Annotated in this window: 20 protein-coding genes and 1 pseudogene; 15 read left to right on the forward strand and 6 right to left on the reverse strand. The window is 43.0% G+C overall.

All coding sequences use genetic code 11. The annotated features are described in order from the left end of the window. The 8 genes and pseudogenes from AB7E53_RS01765 to AB7E53_RS01800 all read left to right on the forward strand — a co-directional run. Positions 1-734: pseudogene (locus AB7E53_RS01765) on the forward strand (SusC/RagA family protein); the annotation flags it as partial. Between the two features lie 5 nt (positions 735-739). Then, positions 740-2,566 (forward strand): RagB/SusD family nutrient uptake outer membrane protein, encoded by a 1,827-nt coding sequence (locus AB7E53_RS01770; RefSeq protein WP_446773825.1) that lies wholly within the window; start codon positions 740-742, stop codon positions 2,564-2,566. A gap of 17 nt (positions 2,567-2,583) precedes the next feature. After that, entirely contained in the window at positions 2,584-3,258 is a 675-nt protein-coding gene (locus AB7E53_RS01775) for a DUF3823 domain-containing protein (RefSeq protein ID WP_179400480.1), read from the forward strand. 160 nt (positions 3,259-3,418) lie between these two features. Next, positions 3,419-5,965, forward strand: coding sequence for a glutaminase domain-containing protein (locus tag AB7E53_RS01780; protein ID WP_446773827.1), 2,547 nt, complete (start codon positions 3,419-3,421; stop codon positions 5,963-5,965). 1 nt (position 5,966) lies between these two features. Continuing rightward, complete coding sequence (locus AB7E53_RS01785; RefSeq protein WP_446773829.1) at positions 5,967-6,932, forward strand: glycoside hydrolase family 43 protein; 966 nt, start codon at positions 5,967-5,969, stop codon at positions 6,930-6,932. Positions 6,933-6,981: 49 nt separating this feature from the next. Then, positions 6,982-8,790: a glycoside hydrolase family 2 protein gene (locus AB7E53_RS01790; protein ID WP_371689391.1), complete on the forward strand. Its 1,809-nt coding sequence runs from the start codon at positions 6,982-6,984 to the stop codon at positions 8,788-8,790. A gap of 181 nt (positions 8,791-8,971) precedes the next feature. Next, positions 8,972-12,127: a TonB-dependent receptor gene (locus AB7E53_RS01795; protein WP_446773831.1), complete on the forward strand. Its 3,156-nt coding sequence runs from the start codon at positions 8,972-8,974 to the stop codon at positions 12,125-12,127. Positions 12,128-12,234: 107 nt separating this feature from the next. Beyond that, positions 12,235-13,443 (forward strand): alkaline phosphatase family protein, encoded by a 1,209-nt coding sequence (locus AB7E53_RS01800; RefSeq protein ID WP_446773833.1) that lies wholly within the window; start codon positions 12,235-12,237, stop codon positions 13,441-13,443. Between the two features lie 14 nt (positions 13,444-13,457). Here AB7E53_RS01800 and AB7E53_RS01805 read toward each other — a convergent pair whose 3' ends face one another. The 4 genes from AB7E53_RS01805 to AB7E53_RS01820 form a co-directional block, all read right to left on the reverse strand. Further along, positions 13,458-14,114: a hypothetical protein gene (locus AB7E53_RS01805; RefSeq protein WP_446773835.1), complete on the reverse strand. Its 657-nt coding sequence runs from the start codon at positions 14,112-14,114 to the stop codon at positions 13,458-13,460. Positions 14,115-14,126: 12 nt separating this feature from the next. After that, positions 14,127-16,286, reverse strand: a complete 2,160-nt coding sequence (locus AB7E53_RS01810; protein ID WP_446773837.1) for a TonB-dependent receptor — start codon at positions 16,284-16,286, stop codon at positions 14,127-14,129. Positions 16,287-16,461: 175 nt separating this feature from the next. Then, positions 16,462-16,875 carry an NUDIX hydrolase gene (locus AB7E53_RS01815; protein WP_179400053.1) on the reverse strand — a complete coding sequence of 138 codons (414 nt, stop codon included), beginning with the start codon at positions 16,873-16,875 and terminating at the stop codon, positions 16,462-16,464. A 5-nt stretch (positions 16,876-16,880) separates the two neighbouring features. Next, positions 16,881-17,462, reverse strand: coding sequence for an LOG family protein (locus AB7E53_RS01820; RefSeq protein WP_079682102.1), 582 nt, complete (start codon positions 17,460-17,462; stop codon positions 16,881-16,883). A gap of 290 nt (positions 17,463-17,752) precedes the next feature. Between AB7E53_RS01820 and AB7E53_RS01825 the strand changes: the two genes are divergently transcribed. After that, positions 17,753-18,655 carry a LytR/AlgR family response regulator transcription factor gene (locus AB7E53_RS01825; RefSeq protein ID WP_446773839.1) on the forward strand — a complete coding sequence of 301 codons (903 nt, stop codon included), beginning with the start codon at positions 17,753-17,755 and terminating at the stop codon, positions 18,653-18,655. A gap of 37 nt (positions 18,656-18,692) precedes the next feature. Further along, positions 18,693-19,316, forward strand: coding sequence for an HAD family hydrolase (locus tag AB7E53_RS01830; RefSeq protein WP_179400274.1), 624 nt, complete (start codon positions 18,693-18,695; stop codon positions 19,314-19,316). 588 nt (positions 19,317-19,904) lie between these two features. On the opposite strand, the gene AB7E53_RS01835 is transcribed toward AB7E53_RS01830, so the two are convergent. Then, positions 19,905-20,378 (reverse strand): methylated-DNA--[protein]-cysteine S-methyltransferase, encoded by a 474-nt coding sequence (locus AB7E53_RS01835; RefSeq protein WP_350456645.1) that lies wholly within the window; start codon positions 20,376-20,378, stop codon positions 19,905-19,907. A 1-nt stretch (position 20,379) separates the two neighbouring features. Then, complete coding sequence (locus AB7E53_RS01840) at positions 20,380-21,069, reverse strand: SIR2 family NAD-dependent protein deacylase (RefSeq protein WP_446773841.1); 690 nt, start codon at positions 21,067-21,069, stop codon at positions 20,380-20,382. 314 nt (positions 21,070-21,383) lie between these two features. Between AB7E53_RS01840 and AB7E53_RS01845 the strand changes: the two genes are divergently transcribed. The 5 genes from AB7E53_RS01845 to xseA all read left to right on the forward strand — a co-directional run bounded on the left by AB7E53_RS01845 (position 21,384) and on the right by xseA (position 26,207). Continuing rightward, a complete protein-coding gene (locus AB7E53_RS01845) occupies positions 21,384-21,971 on the forward strand; it encodes an FKBP-type peptidyl-prolyl cis-trans isomerase (protein ID WP_446773843.1) in 588 nt (195 codons plus the stop codon). A 20-nt stretch (positions 21,972-21,991) separates the two neighbouring features. After that, a complete protein-coding gene (locus AB7E53_RS01850) occupies positions 21,992-22,687 on the forward strand; it encodes an FKBP-type peptidyl-prolyl cis-trans isomerase (protein WP_079682097.1) in 696 nt (231 codons plus the stop codon). Between the two features lie 165 nt (positions 22,688-22,852). After that, positions 22,853-23,317 (forward strand): Lrp/AsnC family transcriptional regulator, encoded by a 465-nt coding sequence (locus tag AB7E53_RS01855; protein WP_079682096.1) that lies wholly within the window; start codon positions 22,853-22,855, stop codon positions 23,315-23,317. Positions 23,318-23,437: 120 nt separating this feature from the next. Then, complete coding sequence (locus AB7E53_RS01860; RefSeq protein ID WP_446773845.1) at positions 23,438-24,823, forward strand: S8 family peptidase; 1,386 nt, start codon at positions 23,438-23,440, stop codon at positions 24,821-24,823. Further along, complete coding sequence (gene xseA / locus AB7E53_RS01865) at positions 24,807-26,207, forward strand: exodeoxyribonuclease VII large subunit (protein WP_446773847.1); 1,401 nt, start codon at positions 24,807-24,809, stop codon at positions 26,205-26,207. The genes AB7E53_RS01860 and xseA overlap by 17 nt, the downstream gene beginning before the upstream one ends. Positions 26,208-26,223 lie beyond the last annotated feature (16 nt).

A 26,223-nucleotide genomic window follows, 5' to 3' on the forward strand; every position in this document is an offset into this window, starting at 1 on the left:
CATGGAATGTGTACCGTAATTCTATTAACGAGCGTTTCGGTTATCTGTCATGGGGACTAGAAGCTGATGGTCAGTTCCAGTCATGGGAAGAAATCGCTTCCTGGCCAATCGATAACGACCGTCAGGGCAACAAGACCCTTCGTCCGGGTGATATCAAGTATAAAGACCAGAACGGTGATAAGGTAATTAACGGTATGGACGAACGTCCCATCGGTTACCGTCAGGGTTCTACTCCTGTCATTAACTTCGGTATGAACTTCTCTTTTGGATATAAAGGATTCGACCTGGCATTCGACTTGACTGGTGGTGCTTTGGCTAGCTGGAGACAAGATTGGGAACAACGTAATCCGTTCCACGACGGAGGTAACAACTCTCAGTATTATATGGAAAACACCTGGAGATTGTCTGATATTACCGATGCTAACAGCGCATTAATACCAGGAAAATATCCTACTTTGCTAATTGGGAACAGTAGTCATAGCAATTACTGGAACAGTACCTTCTGGATGCACAACATCCGTTACGTAAAACTTAGAAATTTAGAGTTTGGTTATACAATTCCCCGACAGGTATTGGAAAAATTCCTGATTTCAGAATTAAGATTGTATGTTTCTGGACAGAACCTGCTTACATTTGCTAACACAAACGGTACAGACCCTGAAATTGAAAGTGCAAATGGACTTCAGTATCCAACAACCCGAATTGTAAACCTTGGTGTAACACTTAAATTTTAAATGAGATGAAGAAACATTATATTTTAACGGCTGTAGCCGCTTTAGCTTTGTCCTTCGGAAGCTGCTCCGATTTTCTGGAAAGAGATCCGGATCAGATTCTTACGGAAGATCAGGTTTTTGGTGATGCAAACATGATTAAGTCAGTTTTGGCCAATTACTACGGTCGTGTTAGATGGGGACAAAATACTGAAGACTCTTATTCATATATACTTTTAGATGAGGCATGTCGGTCGGATGGTGGTCCGGATAACACGCAGACATTCAGCGATACCCAGTGGCGCGTGTACGATTATGGACTGATCCGTAACATCAACCAATTCCTGGCAGGTGTGCGTGCAGCCAAGGTATTGGATAAGGATGTACAACTTTCCATCGAAGGGGAGGCTCGCTTTTTAAGAGCCTGGACCTATTTTAATATGTGTCGCGGTATGGGTGGTATGCCTATCGTAGGTGATGAAGTGTTCGAATATAAAGCTGGAATGGATATCACCGCCATGCAATATCCTCGTTCTACCGAAGCCGAGTTATACGACTATATTATTAAAGAATGTACCGAAATAGCTCCATTACTGCCTGAAGCACCGTCTATAAACGGAGCCCGTGCAACCAAATGGGCTGCCTTGATGCTGAAAGCCCGTGCGGCACTGTATGCCGGATCCATTGCCAACTATAACAACAAGATGGTGAACCCGATTAAAACTGCCGGAGGCGAAGTAGGTATCCCGGCCGATAAGGCAAAGGGTTATTATGAAACGGCTTTGAGTACAGCCAAGGAGGTGATTGCCAGCGGTAAGTACCAGCTTCAGAATGCGAAGCCCAATGATAAGGGAAAAAACTTTTATGAAGCTGTTTGTGTGAAAGAAAACAACAAAGAGGTTATCTGGGCACGAGATTATAAATATCCGGGACAAACTGTGGAATTTACAAAACTGAATATCCCGGCAACCCATGCAGAAGATATCGACCGTTGTATGTATTCTCCAATCCTGAATCTGGTTGAAGCATTCGAATATGTGGACAACCGCGAAGGAGGTATCAAGACCAAGGATGCTCAGGGAAATTATATTTTCTATAATAAACCGGAAGATGCCTTTGCTAACAAAGATGCCCGTTTATATGGATCAATCATTTATCCGGGTGCTCCTTTCAGAGGTATGCCGGTTCCTTTGCAGGCCGGACGTAAATCTTTGGAAAACGGGGTTTGGGTGTCTGAAACTGCAAAAGGTGGTACAACCGATGCACAAGGTAATGTAATTACATCTTTCAACGGTCCTACAACAACCAACGAGCAGTTTATCAATAAAAGCGGATTTTTCTTCCGTAAATTCCTGGATGAAACGCCCATGTCTTCTACCCGTGGCCGTAACAGCGATATGTGGTTTCCACGTTTCCGTTTTGCCGAAGCGGTTATGATTGCAGCCGAAGCATCGTTTGAATTGAATAAACAGGCGGATGCGGTGACATATATCAATATGGTTCGCGAACGTGCAGGTATTCAGCCTTTGACAGTGGTTACCTTTGATGATATTGTACAGGAAAACCGTGTTGAGTTTGCTTTTGAAGATCACAGATACTGGGATTTGAAGCGTTGGAGAATTGCAGATAAGGTATGGAATGGTATACCTAACGACCCTAATGCACAGCAGTATGCCTTGTTCCCTTACGTTATTAACGAACCGGGAAATCCGAATAATGGCAAATGGGTGTTCGACAAGCAACCAGTTCATATGGCTCCGTATCCAAGATACTTCCAGCCAAAGCATTATTATAACTTTATTGATCAGGGTTGGATTAACAACAATCCGAAGCTTGTAAAGAATCCATATCAATAATTCTAAATTATAAAGCAATGAAACTACTATCAAATATTTTATCATTTACATTGTTGGCAACGCTGCTGTGGAGCTGCGGTTTGGATAATTACGACGAACCTAAATCAAAATTGTATGGTAAAGTTACCTACAATGGCGAAGCACTGGGTTTAAGAGGCACAGGTGAAGCGATTCAAATGCAATTGTATCAGGATGGCTTTGAACTGCGTGACCCTATTACCGTATATGTTGGTCAGGAAGGTACCTTCGAAGCACTGCTTTTCGATGGCGAATATAAATTGGTGACCAAAGATAAGAATGGCCCCTGGGTGAATACCCGCGATACCATGGTGGTGAACCTGAAGGGAAGTACCCAATGCGAAGTGAAGGTTACCCCATATTTTACCATTTCGGGTGATGCCATTTCGTTGAACGGTAATACACTGAGTGCAACCTGTGCGATTAATAAAGTGGTGGCTACGGCAAATATCGACCGTGTGATGCTTTTGTTAAGCAAAACATCGTTTGTTGACGAGGTTAATAACATTGCCCGTAAGGACTTTTCCGGGATGACTGCCGGAAATGCCAGCTTGTCGATGGACCTGACCGGTAATGCGAATGTGGCTTCAGCCAAGGCTCTTTATGCCAGAATCGGAGTTAAGACTTCTGGCGCAGATCAAGCCATTTATTCAAAAGTGATTAAGCTTAAGTAAGCTCTTTTATAAGGGGAAGAGGAGGGATTGGTATCTCTTTTCTTCCCTTTTTATTTTATAATTTAATACCATAACACAGGCTTGTATTCTACAGTCTGTATCGAATAGCAACCAATAGGTTTTGCTAAGGTTTTACCTTCCATTTTAAAATTTTATTTGTATGAAACGAAATCTTCTTTTTCTCTTTCTGGTTGTTTTGATGGCATCATCGTGCGCGAACAATGCAGTAAAGACCTATTCGCCTGTAAAAGTGAATAAACTACGGGCTCCGGCTTATCCGCTTATAACTATCGACCCTTATACCAGTGCTTGGTCGTTTACCGACAAATTGAACGAGGATGATGTACGCCACTGGACAGGTAAAAAGCATCCGCTCATTGGAGTTTTGCGTGTGGATGGGAAATCGTACCGTTTTATGGGAAAAGAGGAGACGCCTTTAAAAGAAATTATTCCAACGGCAGCTACTTTAAGTTGGGATGCCGCATATACCGAATCCAAACCGGGCGGCGACTGGACTTCAGTTGCCTTTGATGATCGTTCGTGGAAAAAAGCCAAAGCTGCATTTGGTACCGATGGAATGCCCAACCTTACTACTCCCTGGCTGTCGAAAGACATTTGGATTCGTCGTAATTTTGAACTTACAGAGAATTTTGCATCGGTTCCTGTTTATCTGGAATATTCGCACGATGATATATTCGAACTCTATATCAACGGAATAGAGGTTGTTGCTACAGAATACACCTGGAAAAACAATGTAATGGTTGAGTTGTCCGACGAGGTAAAAGCAACGTTAAAACCTGGAAAAAATATAATTACAGCTCATTGTCATAACCGTACCGGTGGAGGGTATGTAGACTTTGGCTTGTTTACTACACCCGAAACGAAAACATCTTTCGATACGATGGCTGTACAGAAGTCGGCCAACGTGATGCCTACACAAACATTCTATACGTTTGAATGCGGACCTGTTCAGCTTGACCTTATTTTTACAGCTCCATTGCTGATGGATGACCTGGAGCTGATGACTACGCCTATTAATTACGTTACTTATCAGGTTAAATCCCTCGACGGAGCAAAACATGATGTGCAGATTTATTTCGATGCCACACCCCAATGGGCTGTGAATACAGATAATCAGCCTGTGAAATCGGAGAAACTGGAAAAGAATGGAATTACCTATCTTAAAACAGGTACAGCCGAACAGAATATCCTTGGTAAAAAAGGGGACGATGTACGCATAGACTGGGGCTATTTTTATCTGGCTGCAGCAGCAGAGAAGCAGACTTCCATGAAGTTGGGTGAATATCACGTAGTGAAAAGTGAATTTAATGAAAGTGGCGTATTGGTTGCCAAAGAGGGTGAAGTATCCCAGAAGATGCAGGAAGAGATGCCTGTATTGGCTTATAGCCGGAATCTGGGAAAGGTGGATGCTTCTTCAAGCAATGGATATCTGATGATTGGATACGATGATTTGTATTCCATCCAGTATTTTAACGAGAACCTGCTGCCTTATTGGAAACGCAACGGACAGGTTGATATTTATCAGGCTTTTGAGAAAGCTTCTTCCAATTATGCTTCTGTAATGCAACGTTGCAATGATTTTGACGGAACGTTAATGGAGCAGGCTGCAAAAGACGGAGGCGAAATGTATGCCGAACTTTGTGCGTTGGCCTATCGCCAGGCTATTGCTGCCCATAAATTAGTGGAAAGCAAAGAGGGAGATCTTTTGTTCTTTTCAAAAGAGAATTTTAGTAACGGCTCCATCGGAACGGTAGATGTTACCTATCCTTCGGCTCCCATGTTTCTGGTATATAATCCCGAATTATTGAAGGGTATGCTGAATCCGATCTTTTATTACAGTGAATCGGGCAAATGGAACAAACCCTTCGCTGCTCACGACGTGGGTACCTATCCGTTGGCTAACGGTCAGACTTATGGCGGCGATATGCCGGTGGAAGAATGTGGTAACATGCTAACCCTTACTGCTGCGATTGCTATAATGGAAGGAAATACCGATTATGCAAAAAAGCACTGGACGGTACTTACAACCTGGGCGGATTATTTGCGTAAGGAGGGTCTTGATCCCGAAAATCAGCTTTGTACAGACGACTTTGCCGGTCACTTTGCACACAATGCAAACCTTTCGGTGAAAGCGATCATGGGGATTGCCGGTTATGGTATTATGGCCGAGATGATGGGCGAAAAAGAGATTGCAAACGAGTACCTGAGCGAAGCAAAAGCAATGGCAGCCAAGTGGGAGTCGATGGCTAACGATGGCGATCATTACAAACTGACCTTCGATCAGGCAGGAACCTGGAGTCAGAAGTACAACCTCATCTGGGATAAATTGTTTGCTTCTACTATATTTGCTTCTGATATTGCGACGAAAGAGATGTCGTATTATCGTACGAAGCAAAACAAATACGGATTACCTTTGGATAGCAGAAAGACTTATACCAAAAGTGACTGGATTTTGTGGAGTGCATGTCTGACAGATAATCCGGATGATTTTAAGGAATTGCTGGTTCCGGTATACAATTATGTAAACGAAACAACTACGCGGATGCCTTTAAGTGACTGGCATGAAACAACCGACGGTAGTTCTGTTGGTTTCCGTGCCCGGTCGGTTGTGGGTGGGTATTTTATGAAAATGCTCGAGAATAAGATGAAAGCTGTTAAGACAACAACTGCCGGTAAAAATGATTGAGATGAAGAAATACAGGTGTATATGGATGTTGACCTTTATATTGGTATTGGTCGGCAATTCTGTGACAGGTAAGGGGAAGGACAAAGGTCCTTTCCCTGTTCCGTTGGGCGACCCTTTCATTTTATTGCACGAGGGAACCTATTATGCGTATGGTACCCACTCGGATAAAGGGATTGAGGTATATGTGTCTGATAATCTTAAAACGTGGTCGAGACCAGCTCAGCTGCCCGATGGACTGGCTCTGAATAAGAAAGATGTGTGGGCCGACCGTTGGTTCTGGGCGCCTGAAGTATACCTGGTGAATGGTACCTTCTATATGTATTATTCGGCCGACGAGCACATCTGTGTGGCAACGTCCAAATCTCCCCTGGGTCCGTTTAAACAGGAAAAGAAGGAACCGATGATTGCGGATGAGAAATGTATCGACAATTCTCTCTTTATAGATGACGATGGAAAGCCTTATCTTTTTTTCGATCGGTTCAACGACGGACTGAATATCTGGGTTGCCGAGCTTACAGATGATCTGCTTCAGATTAAACGTGAAACCATGAGACCCTGTATTCATGTTTCTCAACCTTGGGAGATGATATGGCCCAGGGTGAATGAGGGGGCATTTGTAATGAAGCACGAAGGGATGTATTACATGACCTATTCGGCTAACAGTTATGAAAGTCCGTTTTACGGAATAGGCTGTGCAACTGCAACCGATGTAAACGGTCCGTGGACGAAATATGAACACAACCCGTTATTACAATGTCCGGGCGATTTAGTGGGAGTTGGTCATAGTGCCATGTTCCGCGATAAAAAAGGACAGTTACGTATTGTGTTCCATGCACATAAGGATAAGGAGTCTATCCATCCCCGGGCTATGTACATAGGGAAGGTAAAATTCCGTAAACAAAAAGGAAGTTCTGAACAAGCCATGTATATCGATCCGGAATATATAACTCCGGTATTGAAAAAATAAGGATTCTTCATTGACTTATATAATTAATATTTACTTTAAACGACAGATCATGAAAAAACAGGTGTTGTTGTGTTGCCTGCTGGCAACGGTTATGGGGGCGAATGCCCAGTGGAAGCCCGTCGGTGATAAGATTAAAACCAAATGGGCGGAACAGATAAATCCAGCCGCTGTATTGCCGGAATATCCTCGTCCTGCTATGGAACGGGCGGAATGGAAGAACTTGAATGGCGAATGGGCATATGCCATCCGCGAAAAAGGAGGCGTTGAACCTGCTGCGTTCGACGGAACTATCCTGGTTCCTTTTGCTGTTGAATCTTCTCTTTCGGGTGTACAGAAAACAGTTGGAGAGAAAAATGAATTATGGTATAAACGCACGTTTACGGTACCTGCCTCCTGGAAAGGAAAACAGGTAATGCTTAATTTCGGTGCTGTAGATTGGAAAACGGATGTATTTGTAAACGATATCCTTATTGGTTCTCATCAGGGTGGTTTCACTCCGTTCTCGTTCGACGTAACCCCTTATCTGGTAAATAAAGGAGAACAAAAACTGGTGGTTCGCGTTTGGGACCCAACAGAAAAGGGATTTCAACCTATCGGAAAGCAGACTTCCAGACCGGAAGGAATCTGGTATACAGCTGTAACAGGTATCTGGCAGACAGTCTGGCTTGAACCGGTTGCTGTAAATCACGTTACTGCAATCAAGGCTATTCCGGATGTTGACAAGGAATTGGTGGATGTAACTGTTTCTGCTGCTAAGTGTTGTGCTGCCGATTATGTAGAAGTGGCTATCCTGGACGGAGGAAAACAGATTGCAACAGCTAAGGGCGTTGCCGGTAAGGCATTGCGCCTGGCAGTGAAGAGTCCGAAGTTATGGAGTCCCGAAAATCCGGTTCTTTACGATATGAAGGTTTCTTTGTTCAGCAATGGTAAGAAGATTGACGAAGTTTCATCTTATACCGCGATGCGTAAGATTTCAACAAAAAGAGATGCAAACGGCATTATGCGTATGCAATTGAACAACAAAGATTATTTCCAATATGGTCCGCTTGATCAGGGTTGGTGGCCCGATGGTCTGTATACAGCTCCAACAGACGAAGCATTGTTGTATGATATCAAAAAGACCAAGGACTGGGGTTTCAATATGATTCGTAAGCACGTAAAGGTGGAACCTGCACGTTGGTATTATCATTGTGATAAGGAAGGTATCCTGGTTTGGCAGGATATGCCTAGCGGCGATCACGGAAACCGTTGGGAGCCTCATGTATATAATGGCGGAACCGATAAAAACAGAAGCGACGAATCTATCGCTAACTACTATCAGGAATGGAAAGAGATTATGGATCTGTGCATCTCGCATCCTTCGGTTGTAATGTGGGTGCCTTTTAATGAAGCCTGGGGTCAGTTTAAAACTGAAGAGGTGATTGCGTGGACTAAGAAGTATGATCCATCCCGCTTGGTTAATCCGGCCAGTGGAGGAAACCATCGTGCTTGCGGTGATGTATTGGATTTACACAATTATCCGGGACCGAATATGTTCTTGTTTGATGCTGTAAGAGTAAATGTATTGGGCGAGTACGGCGGAATCGGACTTCCATTGGAAGGTCACCTGTGGCAACAAGGCAAAAACTGGGGATATGTTCAGTTCAAGAACAGCGATGAGGTGACAGCCGAATACGTGAAGTTTGCCAATGAGTTGAAAGACATGGTTAAACGAGGATTTTCTGCTGCAGTTTATACCCAGACTACCGATGTAGAGGGCGAAGTGAACGGGTTGATGACCTACGATCGTAAAGTAATAAAAATTAACGAAAAGGCAGTTAAGGAGGCAAATCAGAGCGTGATTCGCATGCTTGAATAAACTATACTGATTGTTTGATATTTAAGTCGGATTTCAAAGATGTTACAGAAATGTTAAATCTTTGGATTCCGACTTTTTTATGTCAAAAAATGTAATATGAATGTAATGATATGTTAAACATTAACTGCTATATTTGCAATGTATAATATGGCAATTTAACACATTTATCCTCAAACCATTTATGAAAAAGTATTGTTTTGTTCTATTAATGATGTTGTTCTTTACAACCCTATCGTATGCACAGGTTACAACATCTGCAATCTCAGGTAAAATTGTGGATGTACAAAAGCAGGCACTACCAGGTGCAACGGTAGTTGCCATTCACCTTCCTTCGGGAACTAATTACAGCGGTGTTTCAAACGTAGATGGCTATTATGCAATTATGGGTATGAAGCCCGGAGGCCCCTATCGGATTGAAACTCGTTACATCGGGTATGAAAAGTCGGATTTAGTAGGAATCAACCTCCCTTTGGGCGAGACTTTCATCTATAATCCGGTTATGAATGAATCTTCAATTGCACTTAATGAATTGGTAGTAGTAGCTGCGCCTGGTTTTAATACGCAACGAACAGGGGCTTCGGCCAACATCTCTTCGCAGCAATTGCAGCTGATGCCTTCAATTTCAAGAAGCGTAAGCGACTTTACAAGATTGGTCCCTCAGGCAGCCTCATCCAATGGAGGTACCTCTTTTTCCGGAACAAACAATCGTTACAATAGTTTTCAGGTAGACGGAGTGGTGAACAACGACGTGTTTGGTCTGGCAGGTACCGGAACCAACGGTGGACAGGCTGGTATTCAGCCCATATCTCTGGATGCTATTGAACAGATTCAGGTGGTTATTGCCCCGTACGACGTTCGCCAGAGTGGTTTTACCGGCGGAGGAATCAATGCGATCACCAAATCGGGAAGTAACGATTTCAAGGGAAGTGCTTATTTCTATGGTAATAACCAGAATTTTGTAGGTACCACTGCCGGAAAGAATGTGGAAAACAGGAAGAAGCTGGACAAGCAGACCGATATGCAGTTTGGTGTAAGTCTTGGTGGAGCACTTATCAAGAATAAACTATTCTTTTTTGTGAACGGCGAAATAACCGACAAAAGTTATCCTACCTCCTACAATGTAGGTGAAGGATCGAATGTTACCAAAGAGGAGGCCGATCAGGTGATGAACCACCTGATGTCAATCTCGGGCGGTTACAACGGAGGCGGATATGGTCCGATGGATGTTACCACTAAATCGTATAAGATACTCGAGCGTATCGACTGGAACATAAACGATAACAATAAGTTTACGCTCCGCCATAGTTATGTAAGCGGAAAACAGCTTAACTTCTCGCTTTCGGCCAACGGATTACGCTTTAATGACAATGGTTATTACATGAACAGCAAGACGCATACATTTGCTGCCGAATTGAATACGAAGCTAAACAACACGATGAATAACGAGTTGCGCGTAGGATATACACGTGTTCGCGATAACCGCGATTTCGGTTCTACTCCTTTCCCATATGTTAAGGTGAAACTTGATAATTTACGGTATATTGAAATGGGTACGGAGCGTTACTCAACAGCCAACCGCCTGGATCAGGATATTGTTACTTTAACCGATAACTTTAACCTGAGCTTTGGTTCGCATCAGCTTACCTTCGGAACACACAACGAACTGTTCATGTTGGAAAATCTTTTCATCCGCGAGAACTTTGGTTCCTATGTGTATAGTTCTTTAGCCGACTTCCTGTCTATCGGTTCCGCCAAAGAGGCAAAACCGGAGGAATATAATTATTCATTCTCAAATGAAACAATTACCGGAAGTAAGAATTGGGCTCCCTCCTTCGGTGCCATGCAGCTGGGGTTGTATGCACAGGACAAATGGAATCTGACCGATAACTTTAACTTTACCTATGGTTTACGGGTTGATATGCCGCTCTATTTGGATAAGCCCAGTATAAATGAAAAGTTTAATGCCTCCGAGATTGCAAAATCGCGTGATCTGGCTACAAACAAAATGCCGTCATCTACACCGTTATTTTCTCCCCGTGTAGGTTTCAGATGGGATATCAACAGAGATAATTCATTTCTGCTTCGAGGCGGGGCAGGTATCTTTACGGGAAGAATCCCGTTCGTATGGATTTCAAACTCTTTTGGAAATACAGGCGTAGAGTATATACGTACACGTTTGCAGACTGCCGATCTGAAAAATATTAATTTCAAATTTAGTCCGGATCCCTATAACCAGCCATTGGGCAAGGCGATGACCAGTACTGAGGTAGACGTGGTGTCGAAAGATTTTAAATATCCGCAGTCATTCCGTGTAAACCTGGCTGTCGAAAAAATGCTTCCGTTTGATATCCGTGGAACCCTGGAAGGTATCTATACCAAGAAGATGAACGATATCTATTATCAGAATATCAATATCGAAGAGTCGGGCAAAATGTTGAATAATTTTAAGGATAAACGTCCTTTATACGGACCTTCTATTTCTGCCGATTATACATCTGTTATCCTGTTAAGCAATACCAACGAAGGTTATTCTTACAACGTAACAGGAAAGTTGGAGAAATCGTTCGACTTCGGATTAGACCTGATGGCTGCCTATACCTACGGCGTATCGAAAGGGGTGAACGACGGTACATCCAGTCAGGCCTACTCCAACTGGTCATACAATGAAAACTGGCGCGGATCCAATAACCCGGAGGTTTCCTATACCGATTTCGATCAGCCTCACCGTATTATCGCTTCGGCATCTTACAAGGTGGCCTACGGAAAGAACCTGGCCACTTCCATCGCTTTGTTTTACAGCGGAAACAGCGGCAGCCGCTATTCGTTGTGCTATAATGGCGATTTAAACAAGGATGGTGTAAAGGGAAATGATCTGATTTACGTTCCTACCAACTCGGAAATAGATGCAATGATAATCAAACCTCTGACAAATCTGCCTGCCGATAAGCAACGGACCGACCTGAAGGCCTATATCAACAGCGAAGAAAGTGGCTTGAAAGATTTACAAGGTAAGTATGCCGAAAGAAACGGACTGATTACGCCATTCGAACATCATTTCGATTTACGCATCATGCAGGACTTCTATCTGATGGTAGGAGGTAGAAAGCATACTTTGCAGGTGAACCTGGATGTGTTGAACATCGGTAATTTGTTTAACAGAGCCTGGGGTACCGTTAATTCGCCGGGTTATTCCTATACGCCGATAAAGGTTGAAAGCATCGCTTCAGATGGTACACCTACCTTCTCGTTTACCAAACCAGCCAGCAATGCATTGTACAACCAGAGTGATTATAATTCGCGCTGGAGAGCTCAGCTGGGTGTACGGTATATTTTCTAATTCACTCAGACCAAATAGGGTGTTAAACTGTTATATCTTGAAAAAGGCTGCTGCTCCATGTGGCGCCTTTTTCTTTTACCTGCTTTTATATTTAAAATTATGAGCCGATGAATAAGAATATGTTTGTTTTATTTCTGGCCCTATTCCTTACAGGGAGTTTTTCTGCCTGTAAGACGACACGCCAGGAAAGATACGTTGTGGTTTTATCTATGGACGGCTTTCGGGACGATTATCCCGGAAGGGGACATACGCCTACGCTCGATTCGTTGGCCAAGGTTGGAGTCAGGGCCTCCTTTGTTCCCTGTTTCCCCAGTGTGACCTTTCCAAACCATTATAGTATGGCTACGGGTTTGCATCCCAATAACCATGGGTTGGTCAACAATTCGTTTTACGACAGTACCATGCAGAAAATGTACCGCATCAAGGATCGGGAGGCTGTATCCAATCCGGCTTTCTATGGCGGTGAGCCGGTATGGAATACTGCCGAGCGTCAGGGAGTGAAGGCAGCTACCTATTTTTGGGTTGGATCTGAAGCTCCTGTAGGGGGAAAGCACAATTCGATCTGGAAAGTGTTTGATAGTTCGGTGCCTTATAATGATAGAGCCGACTCTGTGGTTGCCTGGCTTTCGTTGCCCAAAGAGCAACGGCCTCATCTGGTGATGTGGTATATCGAAGAGCCCGATGCCATCGGTCATGATGCCACCCCCGATTCATCTGCGGTAATTGACAAAGTGGAAGAGCTCGATGCCGTTCTGGCCCGTTTCTTCTCCAAGGTTAATAAACTGGATATCGCACCTAAAATTGATTTTATCGTGACGTCCGATCACGGGATGGCAACCTTTGTTCCCGATAAATATGTAAATCTGGGAGATTATCTTCCCAGGGATAGTTTCAAATTTGTTTTCGACGGAGTGCCTACCGTTCTTTATCCAAAACCCGGATACACGGATACAGCTTACGAAATTCTGAAAAAGGTTCCGAACATCACCGTGTGGAAGAAAGAAGAGGTTCCGGCCCGTTACCAGTATGGTTCGAATGCCCGCATCGGAGATTTGATTGTATTACCGGATGTGGGATGTATGGTCCAGTTCCGTGATAAGGGTAAACCTTGGTTAGGAGGGGCACATGGATATGACAATTTTGATCCTACCATGCAGGCTATCTTTTATGCATCCGGGCCTTCCTTTAAAAAGAATGTAACACACCCGTCGCTTCCCAATATAAGTCTCTATCCGCTCATCTGCCGGCTGTTGAAAATTAAACCGGCTCCCAATGATGCGGATAGTGTGGACCTGAATGGATTGTTGAAAAAATAAAGCGGTTTCCCGGGTTATTGTTTGTCGCATTCAAGCAATAACCGGGTTACCTCCTCTTTTCCCCAGGATGGGTAGAGGGGTTTATCCTTTCGGGCTTCGTACAACTCCTTCGCTTTTAGCAGCTCTTTGCAGAATTCGGGCGAAGTTTGTCCCATAAACTTTGCCATATCCCGGTTGAAGCGGGCCAGCAGGTAAACGGGTCTCGGATTGGACGGATCGATGGCGATGGCGGCTTTGTATGCTCCGATAAGTTCGCCGAAAAGAGCCGGACCGTTGTTCTCCGGATCGGCAGCGACCTGAGCATTAAGTGCAAAACCGGCAAGCGTCGAGACTTCCGACTTATCGGCATCCGGATAGTTGTTCAGCTTTTTTGCCAGCTCTTTTGCTTCCGTGATATAAGTCAGCTTCGTCTCTTTGTTTTCGTTTACAAAGGAAAGAATGATATCCACATAGCTTGTGTAATATACAGGCAGCCATTGATCCGTGAATTTCATGGAAATCCGCTCCATGGTATTTCGTGCGTTAACAAGGTCCTGGGGACTTTCGGCATCTTGCAGCGACGTATATGCCCGGGTCATGATATCCGAAAACTCCGGTTGTGCATTCTGAGCGTTGATAAATCCGAAGCCGGACAGAGACAGAATCAGTAAAAACATTTTCATTTTTTTCATTTTTGTGGTGTATTAAAAGTTTGAAACATCGTATGCTGTATTACCGCTGAGGGTGATAAATATACCGATCATAAAGAAACTGTTGCGCGAAGCGTTCACCGGGCTGCCTGCAAAGGCACCATCTTCTCCCCGAGAGCTGGAATACGTATAATTGTATACATTGTTTCTTCCCAGGATGTTGGAGGCAGAAGCATGAATAATCACCTTTTTGTTTAACAGAAAACTGATACTCAAATCCAGACTATTATAGGGTGAGGTTGTATGCTGCATGAATCCCTCCTCGTTGGGATTATGGTACGGTCGGCCGCTGGCGTAGCGGTCGGTTATGCCGATAGTGGACCGGATGGGCTGAACCCAGTATTTGAGTGCCAGCGACAGATTGTGCCTGGTAGCATATTGAGGCATAGCCTCTGCCGGATAGTCCCCGTATTTTCGTTTGGAATCATTATAGGAATAAGCCAGCATATACTCCAGGTTCTTAACCACCTCGCGGTCATTCAGGAAAAGATCAATTCCCCTGGCGTAACCGTAGCCGTCGGATGTGTAGATGCTATTCAGGTTGGTTGCCAGGTTATGATATTTCTTATTATAGACCTCGAGGCGGAAGGTTTTTCCATTCGATTCGTGATAGGCCCCGAGAATATACTGCCAGCAACGTTCGGCCGACAGATGTTGATTCCGGAGCAGGAAACTGTTTTCGGGAAGCTGCTGATACAATCCGGCGATGGCCGACAGATAGAAGTCCTTCATCTTATACGTAAGCGACGCGCGGGGGAGAATCTGCCAGTGGTTGTTCAGGGATGTCTGTTCCAACCGTGCCGAAACATTCCCCTGGAAGCTGGCCGACAGGTTGAAGTCGTTTATAAGAAACAGCGAGTTGATACTATGGCTAATCTCGCCCCCTGTCAGGATTGCCGGAGGATACATGTAAGAAAGCGAATCTCTCCGAAGCATGCTTTCGGCACCGGCGGTCAGCTTATATAGATTGCTATAACGTTTTTCTGCTTTTATTTTGAGATGAATTTCGCTTTCCGTTTCCTTTAATGCATCGGAGGCAAGCCTGGCTCCATCCATTCGTTTCTTGTTGGACGAAATGGCAACGCCCGAAAAGAATTTGTAACCTTTTCCCAATGTCTTTCTAAAAGTACTGTTCAGGTACAGATTATCCTCCTCAAAATCCATTCGGCGATTGATCGGATTAAAGGCTTCACTGGTATGCTGGGCAAACGAGGTGCGGTCGTACGCCAGATATGTTTTCCAGATCCCTTTATTTGCCAATGTTTTTCGGAACTGGCTCTCGCCTGAGATCCGTTGGTAGGGGTTGATCCAGTCATAGCTGTCGGGAAACAACTTATTGTATGGTCCGATGTTCTGGTAATCGCCGTTGAAGGAGAGCGACGAGTTTGCCCATGCTTTGGTGCCCCCTCCACCCATACCTACGGATAACAGGCTGACGCCGATTTTGGTAACCGGACTTTCGTCTTTTGTAGTTAGAGGGAGTACGCTGGACAAACTTTGGGAATAATCGGAAGAGAAGCCTCCCGACGAGAAGTTAATCCCTTCAAATAAGAATGGTGAGTACCTGCCCCGTGCAGCCGAATTTTCGGGCGTATAGGTGTAGGGCGATAGTACGTGCATCTCGTCAATAAAGGTCTGCGCCTCACGACTGTCGCCGCCCCGCACCATCAACTTACCGCTTTCGCCTGCGGCCTGCACTCCCGGCAATAAGGCAATGCCGTTGTAAATATCGCCCACAGCTCCGGCGGTAGTCGCGATGCTTACCGGCGACATCTCTTTCCATTTGGAACTTCCCTGTAACCGGTAATTCCCTGCAGTAACAAATACCTCCTGTAATGCAACGTTTTGAGGATGCAACACCAGATGTACCCGGCCCATCCCGGATGCTTCACCCTTCATATACGCAGGGGTGTATCCTAACATCTGGGCGCACAGGGTGATTTCGCCCTTGGCTGTGGTTTTGAAATCAAACGAACCGTCCTCTCTGCTGCTTGTTCCCTCCAGCGTTTCCCGTATGTAAATATTCACGCTCATCATCGGCGCACCTTTATCGTCTACAACAATTCCGGCAACGGTGTACGTCTGTGCATACGAAATAGCTGTCTGAAGTAAGAAGACAGAAAGAAAAAAGAGCAATCGGCAATGTGTTTTCATTATCGCAATCCTATTTGATTTGGGAGCAAAGAAAAACTATGTTTGCTTTTAAATCAAATAGTTGGGATAAACAACTAGCTTTTGATCTGTTCGTCTAATTTATAGTACGATTGAACGTTCGTCCCATTATTTTTATGCTGAATCAACTCATATCCTTGAATAAAGAGGTAGAATGTTAATGCAAAACTTTGTCTTTGATAAGCTTGTCAAATACGAGTAAAACGCCAGGTACCTGTGCAGGCTCTGATTGATACATCTTGATATCGAAAAATCTGACTTCGCCTATTTCATTCTTAGGTTCAATTTTTTCGTTCAATTGATAAATAAAGCAATCCTGCTCCATTATAATAGGGGGTTCTTCTCCATAAGCCGGAGCTGTAATATGACAATAATATTTCAATCGCTCAGCATTCAGCACAATATTCAGTTCTTCAAAGATTTCTCTTTGTAAAGTTTCTAAAGAGCTTTCTCCATCGTCAATTTTCCCACCAGGCAGATACCAGGCCTTTTTGTTTTTACTATAGGCTAAAAGAAGTTTGTCTCCTTTCACAACCACCAGTCCTGCTGTCGGTAATGCTTTATTTCCCATTAAAGTTAGATTTCGCTTTTATTAATCCACTTCCCAAAAGCAGGAGCTTTATAATTTTTCATTTTATCGATTAAATCATCAATGTCGTCACTTAAGATTAGCATTTCCTGATTAGCTTGTTTTAAAAAACCATTGTCTACCATTTTCTGTATAAGCGATAACAGTTCGTCGTAAAATCCATTGGTGTTAAGAATTGCCACTGGTTTTTTATGCAATCCGAGCTGAGCCCATGTAAGCATTTCAAAAAATTCTTCGAGTGTTCCAAAACCTCCCGGAAGTGTAATGATCCCGTCCGAAAGCTCATCCATTTTTGTTTTCCGTTGATGCATTGTTTCAACTAAAATCAGTTCGGTTAAATTGTCGTGACCAATTTCAACTTTTTGCAGAAAGGTGGGCAACACTCCGATAGCTTTACCGTTATTGTCTAACACCCCGTTTGCAACAGCCCCCATTAAACCAACATTTGCACCACCATAAACGAGTTCAATATTTTGTTCTGCCAACGTTTTACCTAGGTTGTAGGCTTCTTGTTCATATATTTTTTCTGTTCCAAAGCTGGAACCGCAGAATACACTAATTCTTTTCATTGTTTTAATTTATTATCAATTATGAGTTACATTCGTATTGTAAAAAGAATACGTCAGGATGCATTTCGTAAACGGGCAGCTTTTTACTTTTTAATGAGCAAAATTATTAAAATAAAACTTCGGTTCAAATAACATGAACTCAAAATTCAACTTCACTCAGCCTGCACGCATTAAAAACGTGAATGCAGATTTAGGCTCTATAGGTTGAAGATCAATCTAATGCATGTAAACTTTATTAATCTGCTTTTTAAATTGTATTTTTGTAACGTATAACGTTATCTGTGTTATAAATGAATACTCAAATTTCGACTCGTCTGGGCAGATTAAAGGAAGTTGTAGATAAACCATACCCCTTTGTGTATGGTGGCTGGAAGTCGGCTGTCATAGTAGGACTCGCTGTTTTTTTGTTCTTATTCACCTTTGAACCTCTGGGCCTTAATCGATTTCCCGGGAATACGTTTTTTTATACGCTGGGCTTTGGACTTATAACCATTGCATGTCTGCTTTTTGATTATTGGCTGATTAACCAGTTCATGAAAAGAGTGAAGATCCTTTGGACTGTCTGGTGTGAGATTCTTTGGAATATCTTTTTCCTTTCTACGATTGCTATAGGAAACGGAATCTATAACGCTGTTGTGGGATTCTTCTTTTTCCACCAGGATATTTGGGGGGCTCTACAATTATCCAATGCTTTTATCGTAACCTTTCCTGTCGGAATCTTGTTTGCTATAATATTTGCATTAAGTAGGAATGCCGGCATAAAAGTGATGCAGAGAGACAACAATTCGGCGGATGCCGGGGCCGGAACTCAAGCAAGAGAAAGCATGGATTTTATCTGTATCTCATCCGTAAATAAGAAAGATCCGGATGTGGTACTTACGGCAGATCGTATCCTGTATATCGAATCCATGGGGAATTTGCTTAAAATCCATTACTTATCGGACGAAGCGAAAGTGACAACAAGAGTGGTGCGTAATACGTTGAAAAATTTGGCTGTACTTGAGCATTCGGATCTGTATCGTTGTCACCGGTCCTTTGTTTTGAATCGTAGGATGATAAATCAGATAAACGGCAACTCCAACGGTTATATGGTAAAACTTATGCACGTTGAGGATGAGATTCCGGTATCCAGAAAATACGCGGCCGACTTTATCCATATGCAGAACGCTGACCGGACCAGTTATACCAGATAAGAAACTTGAAGTAGAAATAACAATGTAATAAATAGAAATTGAAATGATAAAGAATATTGTTTTTGATTTAGGAGGAGTTATAATGGACCTGGATACAGATCGGGCGGTAAGCCGGTTTGTTGAAATAGGGGTGAAAAACGCACCGGAATTGGTAAATGCCTATCAACAGAAAGGGGTTTTCCTGGAGTTGGAGGAGGGATTGGCCGACCGGGAAACGTTTTGTAAAAAGTTGAGTGAGTATGCGGGTAAGGAGATCTCCGATGAGGAGGCCCTGAATGCCTGGAGAGGTTTTATTACGGATATTCCCCAATATAAATTAGATTATATACTGGATTTGAGAAGTAAATATAAGTTGTACCTGCTAAGTAATACGAATCCTTTTATTTTAGAATGGGCCCGAACCTCGTCTTTTACGGAGGCTGGTCGACCCATTACTGCCTATTTTGATAAGATTTATGCCTCCTACGAGGTGGGAATTACTAAGCCCAACAAAGAAATATTCGAATTCATGCTTAAAGATAGCGGAATGATTCCGTCGGAGACGTTGTTTATCGATGATGGCATTCGTAATGTGGAAATGGCTTCCAGTATGGGGATTGTTACATACTGTCCGGAGAATAAAGAGGATTGGCGTGCCGCAGTCGACTCTTTCTTAGTATAGTTTCCGGATAAAAGACCATATAAACCGATTGCTACGGAGAAGTATATCTTTCCCTTAAGCCTTTTATATTTTTCAATACGAGGACTTATTCGTTTGTCAGCTGTCTGCTTTGCGTTTGACAATTGTTGAATGCAAAGTAGACAGCTGTGTAACTTGCATTCAACATATGACAAACGAATAGTTGTTCGTTATGAAACAAATAGTTGCTCGTATGCTAAGGGATAGTTGACTTAACAGATCGGGTTAAAAGATAAAAGTTTTAGGGATAAAGGATTATACGGTTGGATAAAATGAAAAGAGGGTACCCGTTAGGATACCCTCTTTGTTGTAAATGTAAGATTTTGGTAATGAAACAACATGTGAGGTTTTATGCTCTATTGTTGTTTATATTGCAAATCTAAAGCTATATTTCGGTTATTCCTAATTAAAAGGGAAAATAATAACTATTGTGTTGCAAAACATATGGATTTGTCCGATTTCGGGCATGTATATCCCTTTTATTGGAATGAATCACTCCAAATCATACAAAATGCCAGCGTTAATTTGGCCGGGAATGTCAGGGTAATTGCCGTTTGGAGGCAACACAAATTAAATGTGATTGTTTTTTTCTTCAAGATCGAGAAGAAATCTTTTCATTTCAGGGCCATAAGCATAGCCTCCTACATTGCCATCTGCAAGTACCACCCGGTGACAAGGAACAATAATAAAGATCTGGTTCTTGCCATTGGCAGACCCTGCAGCCCGGTAGGCCTTGGTATTACCGGCTCTTTTTGCAAGTTCCTGGTACGAGATCTGTTTGCCGTAAGGGATTAGTTGCAACTCTTCCCAAACACGCTGCTGAAACGGAGTACCTTCCTGTTGCAGCGGCAGATCAAAAGAGGTCCGTTTCCCTTCAAAATACTCTTCAAGTTGCCAGATGGTCTCTTGCAGAATCGGATTTACCGACTCTTCTCTTTCGGCGGATGGTTCGGCAACCCAGCGTGCCATGATCAAATGGGTCTCGGTGGCTCGTAACTCGATCCACCCGATGGGTGATTTTATGTAAGTAGCATAGACTTTCATTTTATATATCTTTTAGTAGTTTTGTAAGAATACCAACACCTTCGGATGCTCCGGCCCTGATAATATGCAGGTCGCGACGGGACGTGTAAACTTCCATCGGGTCAATTAAGAATACAGGCTGTCTTCTGCGTACATAATTCAGCAGACCGGCAGCCGGATAAACATTGAGAGAGGTCCCGATAATTACAAAGATGTCCGACTGCTCAGTCAGCTCAATAGCCGGTTCAATCATCGGAACAGCCTCTCCAAACCACACAATGTGGGGGCGCAGCTGATCTCCACACGGATCTTTGTCTCCTAAATGAATATCGCAATTGCTTTCGGATAATTCGTAAATCCGCTCAGGGTGATTAACGGACCGGACTTTCATCAATTCGCCGTGCAGATGAAGTACATGACTGCTTCCTGCCTGTTCGTGCAGGTTATCAATGTTTTGGGTGATAATACGCACATCGAACTCCTTTTCCAGTCTCGCCAGGCCGATATGTCCTTCATTAGGCTTTGCAGCAAGCAGCTCCCTCCGCCGGTGGTTATAAAAATTGAACACCAACTCCGGATTGGCTGCAAATCCTTCCGGAGATGCCACATCCTCAATGCGATGCTTTTCCCATAACCCATCCGATCCCCTAAAGGTGGAAAGTCCGCTTTCCGCACTCATCCCCGCACCGGTCAGAACTACAAGTTTCTTCATTCGGATTTCTTTTTTTACAAAATATTCATCCACGAAGTTACAAAAACTTGTTTATAATAGATCATTGGGAGCTGTTTTTTTGTCAAAATGACATAAAAACTTGTACTGATACTTATTCTGTTTGTGTATCTGCGTGCATTTGGATTTGAATTCTTGAGGAATGCATGCAAGGTATGTTTAATACATCCATAATCTTGCTGAAAAAAGAATAGGTCACTTTTTTTGATAGCTCTTTAAAAAGTTTAGCGGATTTAATATAATTACCATTAAATGTGTTACTTTTGTGGCTCTTAATAAGTTGAATTAGACAAAGAATGGATAAAGTTAGTTACGCTTTGGGTTTAAGTATTGGAAATAATTTCCAGAACTCAGGTATCAATAATCTTCAGATTGAAGATTTTGTAAAGGGATTAAAGGATGTGCTTGGAGATGCGAAGCCGGAAATCAGCTATGATGAGGCTAAACAAGTTATCAATGACTTCTTTATGAAGTTGCAAAATGAAAAGCTGGAAGTTAACCTGAAGGCTGGCGAGGAATTCCTGAAAATAAACAAACATAAGGCAGGTGTTGTGGAATTGCCCAGCGGCTTGCAGTATGAAATCCTTAAAAGCGGTTCGGGAGCCAAACCGACAGCTGCAGATACAGTAAAATGTCATTACCATGGTACGTTGATTAATGGAACTGTTTTTGATAGTTCTGTTGAAAGAGGTGTGCCTGCAGAATTTGGCGTTTCACAGGTGATTCCTGGTTGGGTGGAAGCCCTTCAGCTGATGGAGGTGGGTGCTAAATGGAGATTGTTTATCCCTTCGGCTCTTGCATACGGAACTCATGGTGCCGGCGAAGTGATTGAGCCGAACAGCACATTGGTTTTTGATGTTGAATTATTGGATATTGTAAAGTAATAAATACTAAAAGGATTAAAATGAAAAAAGCAAGTGTTTTAGTTGCAGCAATGGCTGTGGCTGTTGGCGTTTCCGCTACTTCTTGTGACTCTAAAAAGAGTGCAAATTTAAAGAGTGCTATCGATAGCGCCAGTTATGCAATTGGTGTAAGCACAGGTGCCGGTTACAAAGAAAATTTGAAAACATTACCAGATAGCGCTAATGTTGATGCATTGATCGCTGGTTTTACTGCTGCTCTTAAAGGCAAAGAAACAAGCATGACTCCGGAAGCTGCTCAAGCTTACCTGCAAACTTACTTTATGGAAGCTTCAACAAGACAAGCTGCCAAAACAAAAGAAGAAGGCGATAAATTCCTGGCAGAAAATAAAACCAAAGAAGGTGTGATTACTACCGAAAGTGGTTTGCAATATAAGGTTATCACCGAAGGTACAGGTGCAAAACCAACTGCTACAGACAATGTAAAAGTACACTATAAAGGAACGTTGCTCGATGGAACTGTATTTGACAGCTCAATCGAGAGAGGTGAACCTGCTCAGTTTGGTGTTGGTCAGGTAATCAAAGGCTGGACAGAAGGTTTGCAGCTGATGCCTGTAGGATCAAAATATATTTTCTGGATTCCGGGAGACCTTGCTTATGGCGAAAGAGGTGCAGGACAGGATATTAAACCTAATTCAACACTTGTATTTGAAGTGGAATTGCTGGAAATTGTAAAATAATTTCATTATTTATATCTTAATGGCGGGTAATATATGCTTTTTAGCATTAATTACCCGCCATTATTATTTATTTTGCACTTTTTTCTTTCAGATTGCTATGTGAATCAAAAAATATATATACTTTTGATACTTTAATTGAAATGTGTATATTAATTTAAAGCAAATATGGAGAAGATCGACAAACTGGACCGGCAAATTCTGAACATTATTTCAAAGAATGCCAGGATTCCTTTCAAGGATGTTGCAGAAGAATGTGGCGTTTCTCGTGCAGCCATTCACCAACGCGTACAACGCATGATTGATATGAATGTAATTGTTGGATCAGGTTATCACATCAATCCGAAGATATTAGGATATAATACATGCACTTATATCGGAGTGAAACTGGAAAAAGGTTCAATGTACAAGGATGTGGTGCCCGAATTTGAAAAAATACCCGAAGTGGTGGAATGTCATTTTACTACTGGTCCGTATACAATGCTTATCAAATTGTATGCCAGAGATAACGAACACCTGATGGAATTGTTGAATTCACAGATTCAGGAAATCGAAGGTGTTACGGCTACGGAAACTCTTATTTCTCTGAGACAAAGTGTTAAACGTGAAATTCCTATTTGTAACGTACTGTAAGATGGTTTACAAATAAAAAAGCCCTGTGTCTTTGGATGCAGGGCTTTTTTATTGTCCGTCAGCCTGTTTTCTTTTTTATTTAAAGAAGGATTACTACCTTTGCTTACTAAAAATAGAATCATGCTTAAAACCATACAAAAAATATTTTTTTTAGGAGCATTTGGATTGTTGATCTCTGCTACCGTTAGTGGAAGCCACTCGTATCGCTTTCGTGTGTATCTGAAGGATAAAGGTAATACCGGTTATAGTATTGACCGTCCCGAAGAATTTCTCTCCAAAGAGGCCCTGGAAAGACGTGCTCAGCGTAAAGTGGCTGTAACAAGTTCGGATATTCCAATTTCAGAATCATATATAGACAGTCTTTCTTCAACCGGAGCCGAACCTGTGGCTCAAAGCAAATGGATGTCTACGGTGGTTATGAATTCTCCCGATAGTTTGGTGGTGGACAAATTGAAAGCACTCTCTTTTGTTGATTCTGTAAAATGGGTTTGGAAAGGCGAAGCAGATTATCCTAAGAATTTGGACCCTGATACCTCGAAATTCTACCCCTCAGATCTGCCCGTGGCTAATTATTATGGTCAGGCTGATTCCCAGATAAGTATGTTGAATGGAGTAAAACTGCATCAGGCAGGATTTAGGGGACAGGGGATGCATATAGCTGTTATTGATGCGGGATTTCAAAATGTAAACCGTATTTCTGTTTTTGATTCCCTGAGGTTGCTGGGTACAAAAAATATTGTTTCGCCCGGTCAGAGTGTGTATGAAAGTGATGACCACGGAACAAAAGTGCTTTCTTGTATGGCGGCCAACAGCCCGGGTGTGATGGTAGGTACAGCACCTGATGCTTCTTACTGGCTTATTAAAAGTGAAGATAACCGTTCTGAATTTCCTGTAGAGGAGGATTATTGGGTGGCTGCGGTAGAATTTGCCGATAGTGTTGGCGTAGACGTTATTACCTCATCTTTGGGATACTTCATGTTTGATACCGAAGATTCCGTTTACAGTCAGTGTTCTCTGGACGGTAAAACGGCTTTAATAAGTAAAGCTGCTTCAATGGCGGCAGATAAAGGCATTTTATTGTTCAGCAGTGCCGGAAATGAAGGTGCCAGCTCCTGGGGTAAGATTACTTTCCCGGGCGATGCCGACGAGATAGTGACTGTTGGAGCAGTTACGGATGATAAAAAGAAAAGTACTTTCAGCTCGATCGGATTTACAGCCGATTACCGTGTAAAGCCAGATGTTGTAGCCTTAGGAAGCGGATGCAGCGTTGTGGATGCCTCGGGCAATATCACCTATGCAAACGGAACCTCTTTTGCCACGCCTATTCTGGCCGGATTGTCAGTGTGTCTTTGGCAGGCAGTACCGGAACTTACACCTAAGGAGATGATTGATACCCTTCAACGGGCCGGACATATCAGTAGTCATCCGGATGCAGAATTGGGATATGGTTTGCCCGATTTGTATAAAGCCTATAAATCACAGTGTAAACATGTATCGGAACGATGAGAATTTGGGCGAATCAAGGCAGGAGTTTACGCTGCTGGAACTAAATAACCGTATCAAAGGGGTGATACAACAGAGTTTTCCCGATACGTATTGGGTGCGTGCGGAGATGAGTGATGTAAGACAGCATGCCGCCTCCGGTCATTGTTACCTCGAATTTGTTGAAAAACATCCGGTAAACGGACAATTGCTGGCAAAAGCCAGAGGGTCTATCTGGGCTAAAACATTCCGGATGATAAAGCCTTATTTCGAGATGGAGACGGGGCAATCTTTTGCTTCCGGTATTAAAGTGCTGGTAAAGGTTACCGTAGAATTCCATGAATTGTATGGATATAGTCTCACGGTGGTCGACATAGATCCTACCTATACGTTGGGCGACATGGTGCGCAGACGCATGGAGATAATTAAGCAACTTCAGGAAGAGGGGGTCTTTTCCTTAAACAAGGAGCTGGATTGTCCACTGCTCCCGCAACGAATAGCGGTTATCACATCTCCTTCTGCTGCTGGGTACGAAGACTTTATGAAGCAGCTTGTTCAGAATAAATCCGGTTATATTTTTTATACTCATCTTTTCCCGGCGATTATGCAAGGCGAAAAAACGGAAGAGTCTGTAATTGGAGCATTGGATAAAGTGTACCGGCATCTGGATTGCTTCGATGTGGTTGTTATAATAAGAGGAGGTGGGGCTACCTCAGATCTGCTTAGTTTCGACTCTTACCTGCTGGCAGCCAATTGTGCACAGTTTCCGTTGCCGATCATTACCGGTATTGGTCACGAACGGGATGATACCGTTGTTGATATGGTTGCCAACACTCGTATGAAAACACCTACTGCTGTAGCCGAATTTCTTATAAACCGGATGGATGATGCAGCTGATCGGCTAAATACTTTACAGGAGAAATGCAGTTCCAAAGCAATCGAAATCTTAACTGAGCGTAAGAACAGCCTCGATTTACTTGCAACCATGCTTCCTTCAATGGTGACGAGCCGATTGACAACCAATCATTCTTCGTTACAACTATTGGGTATGAAGTTGCCATCTTTGGCAAATAATCTGTTGGAGCAGAATCGGTTCGCATTGCAGCGGTTGGTCGTTACTTTGCCCGCTACTGCTAAGCAGAATATGGAACGTAAAAATTCCGTGTTTGAGAAAATTGATTCTATGTTCCGGAAATCGGTGGATGATTTCCTTTTGAAAAGGAAACATGCCTTAGAGCTTTCCGAGCAATATGTTTCCCTGGCATCGCCCGAAAATATCCTGCGAAAGGGTTATAGCTTAATTTATAAGAATGGGTGCCTGGTAAAAAGATCCGTCGATCTGCATGAAGGAGACGAGCTCTCCATTCACTTTATTGATGGAGATAAGAAGAGTAGAATTATTGAATGATAAAACTGGATTAGTT

This window comes from Macellibacteroides sp. (assembly GCF_050251695.1).
GTDB lineage: Bacteria > Bacteroidota > Bacteroidia > Bacteroidales > Tannerellaceae > Macellibacteroides > Macellibacteroides fermentans.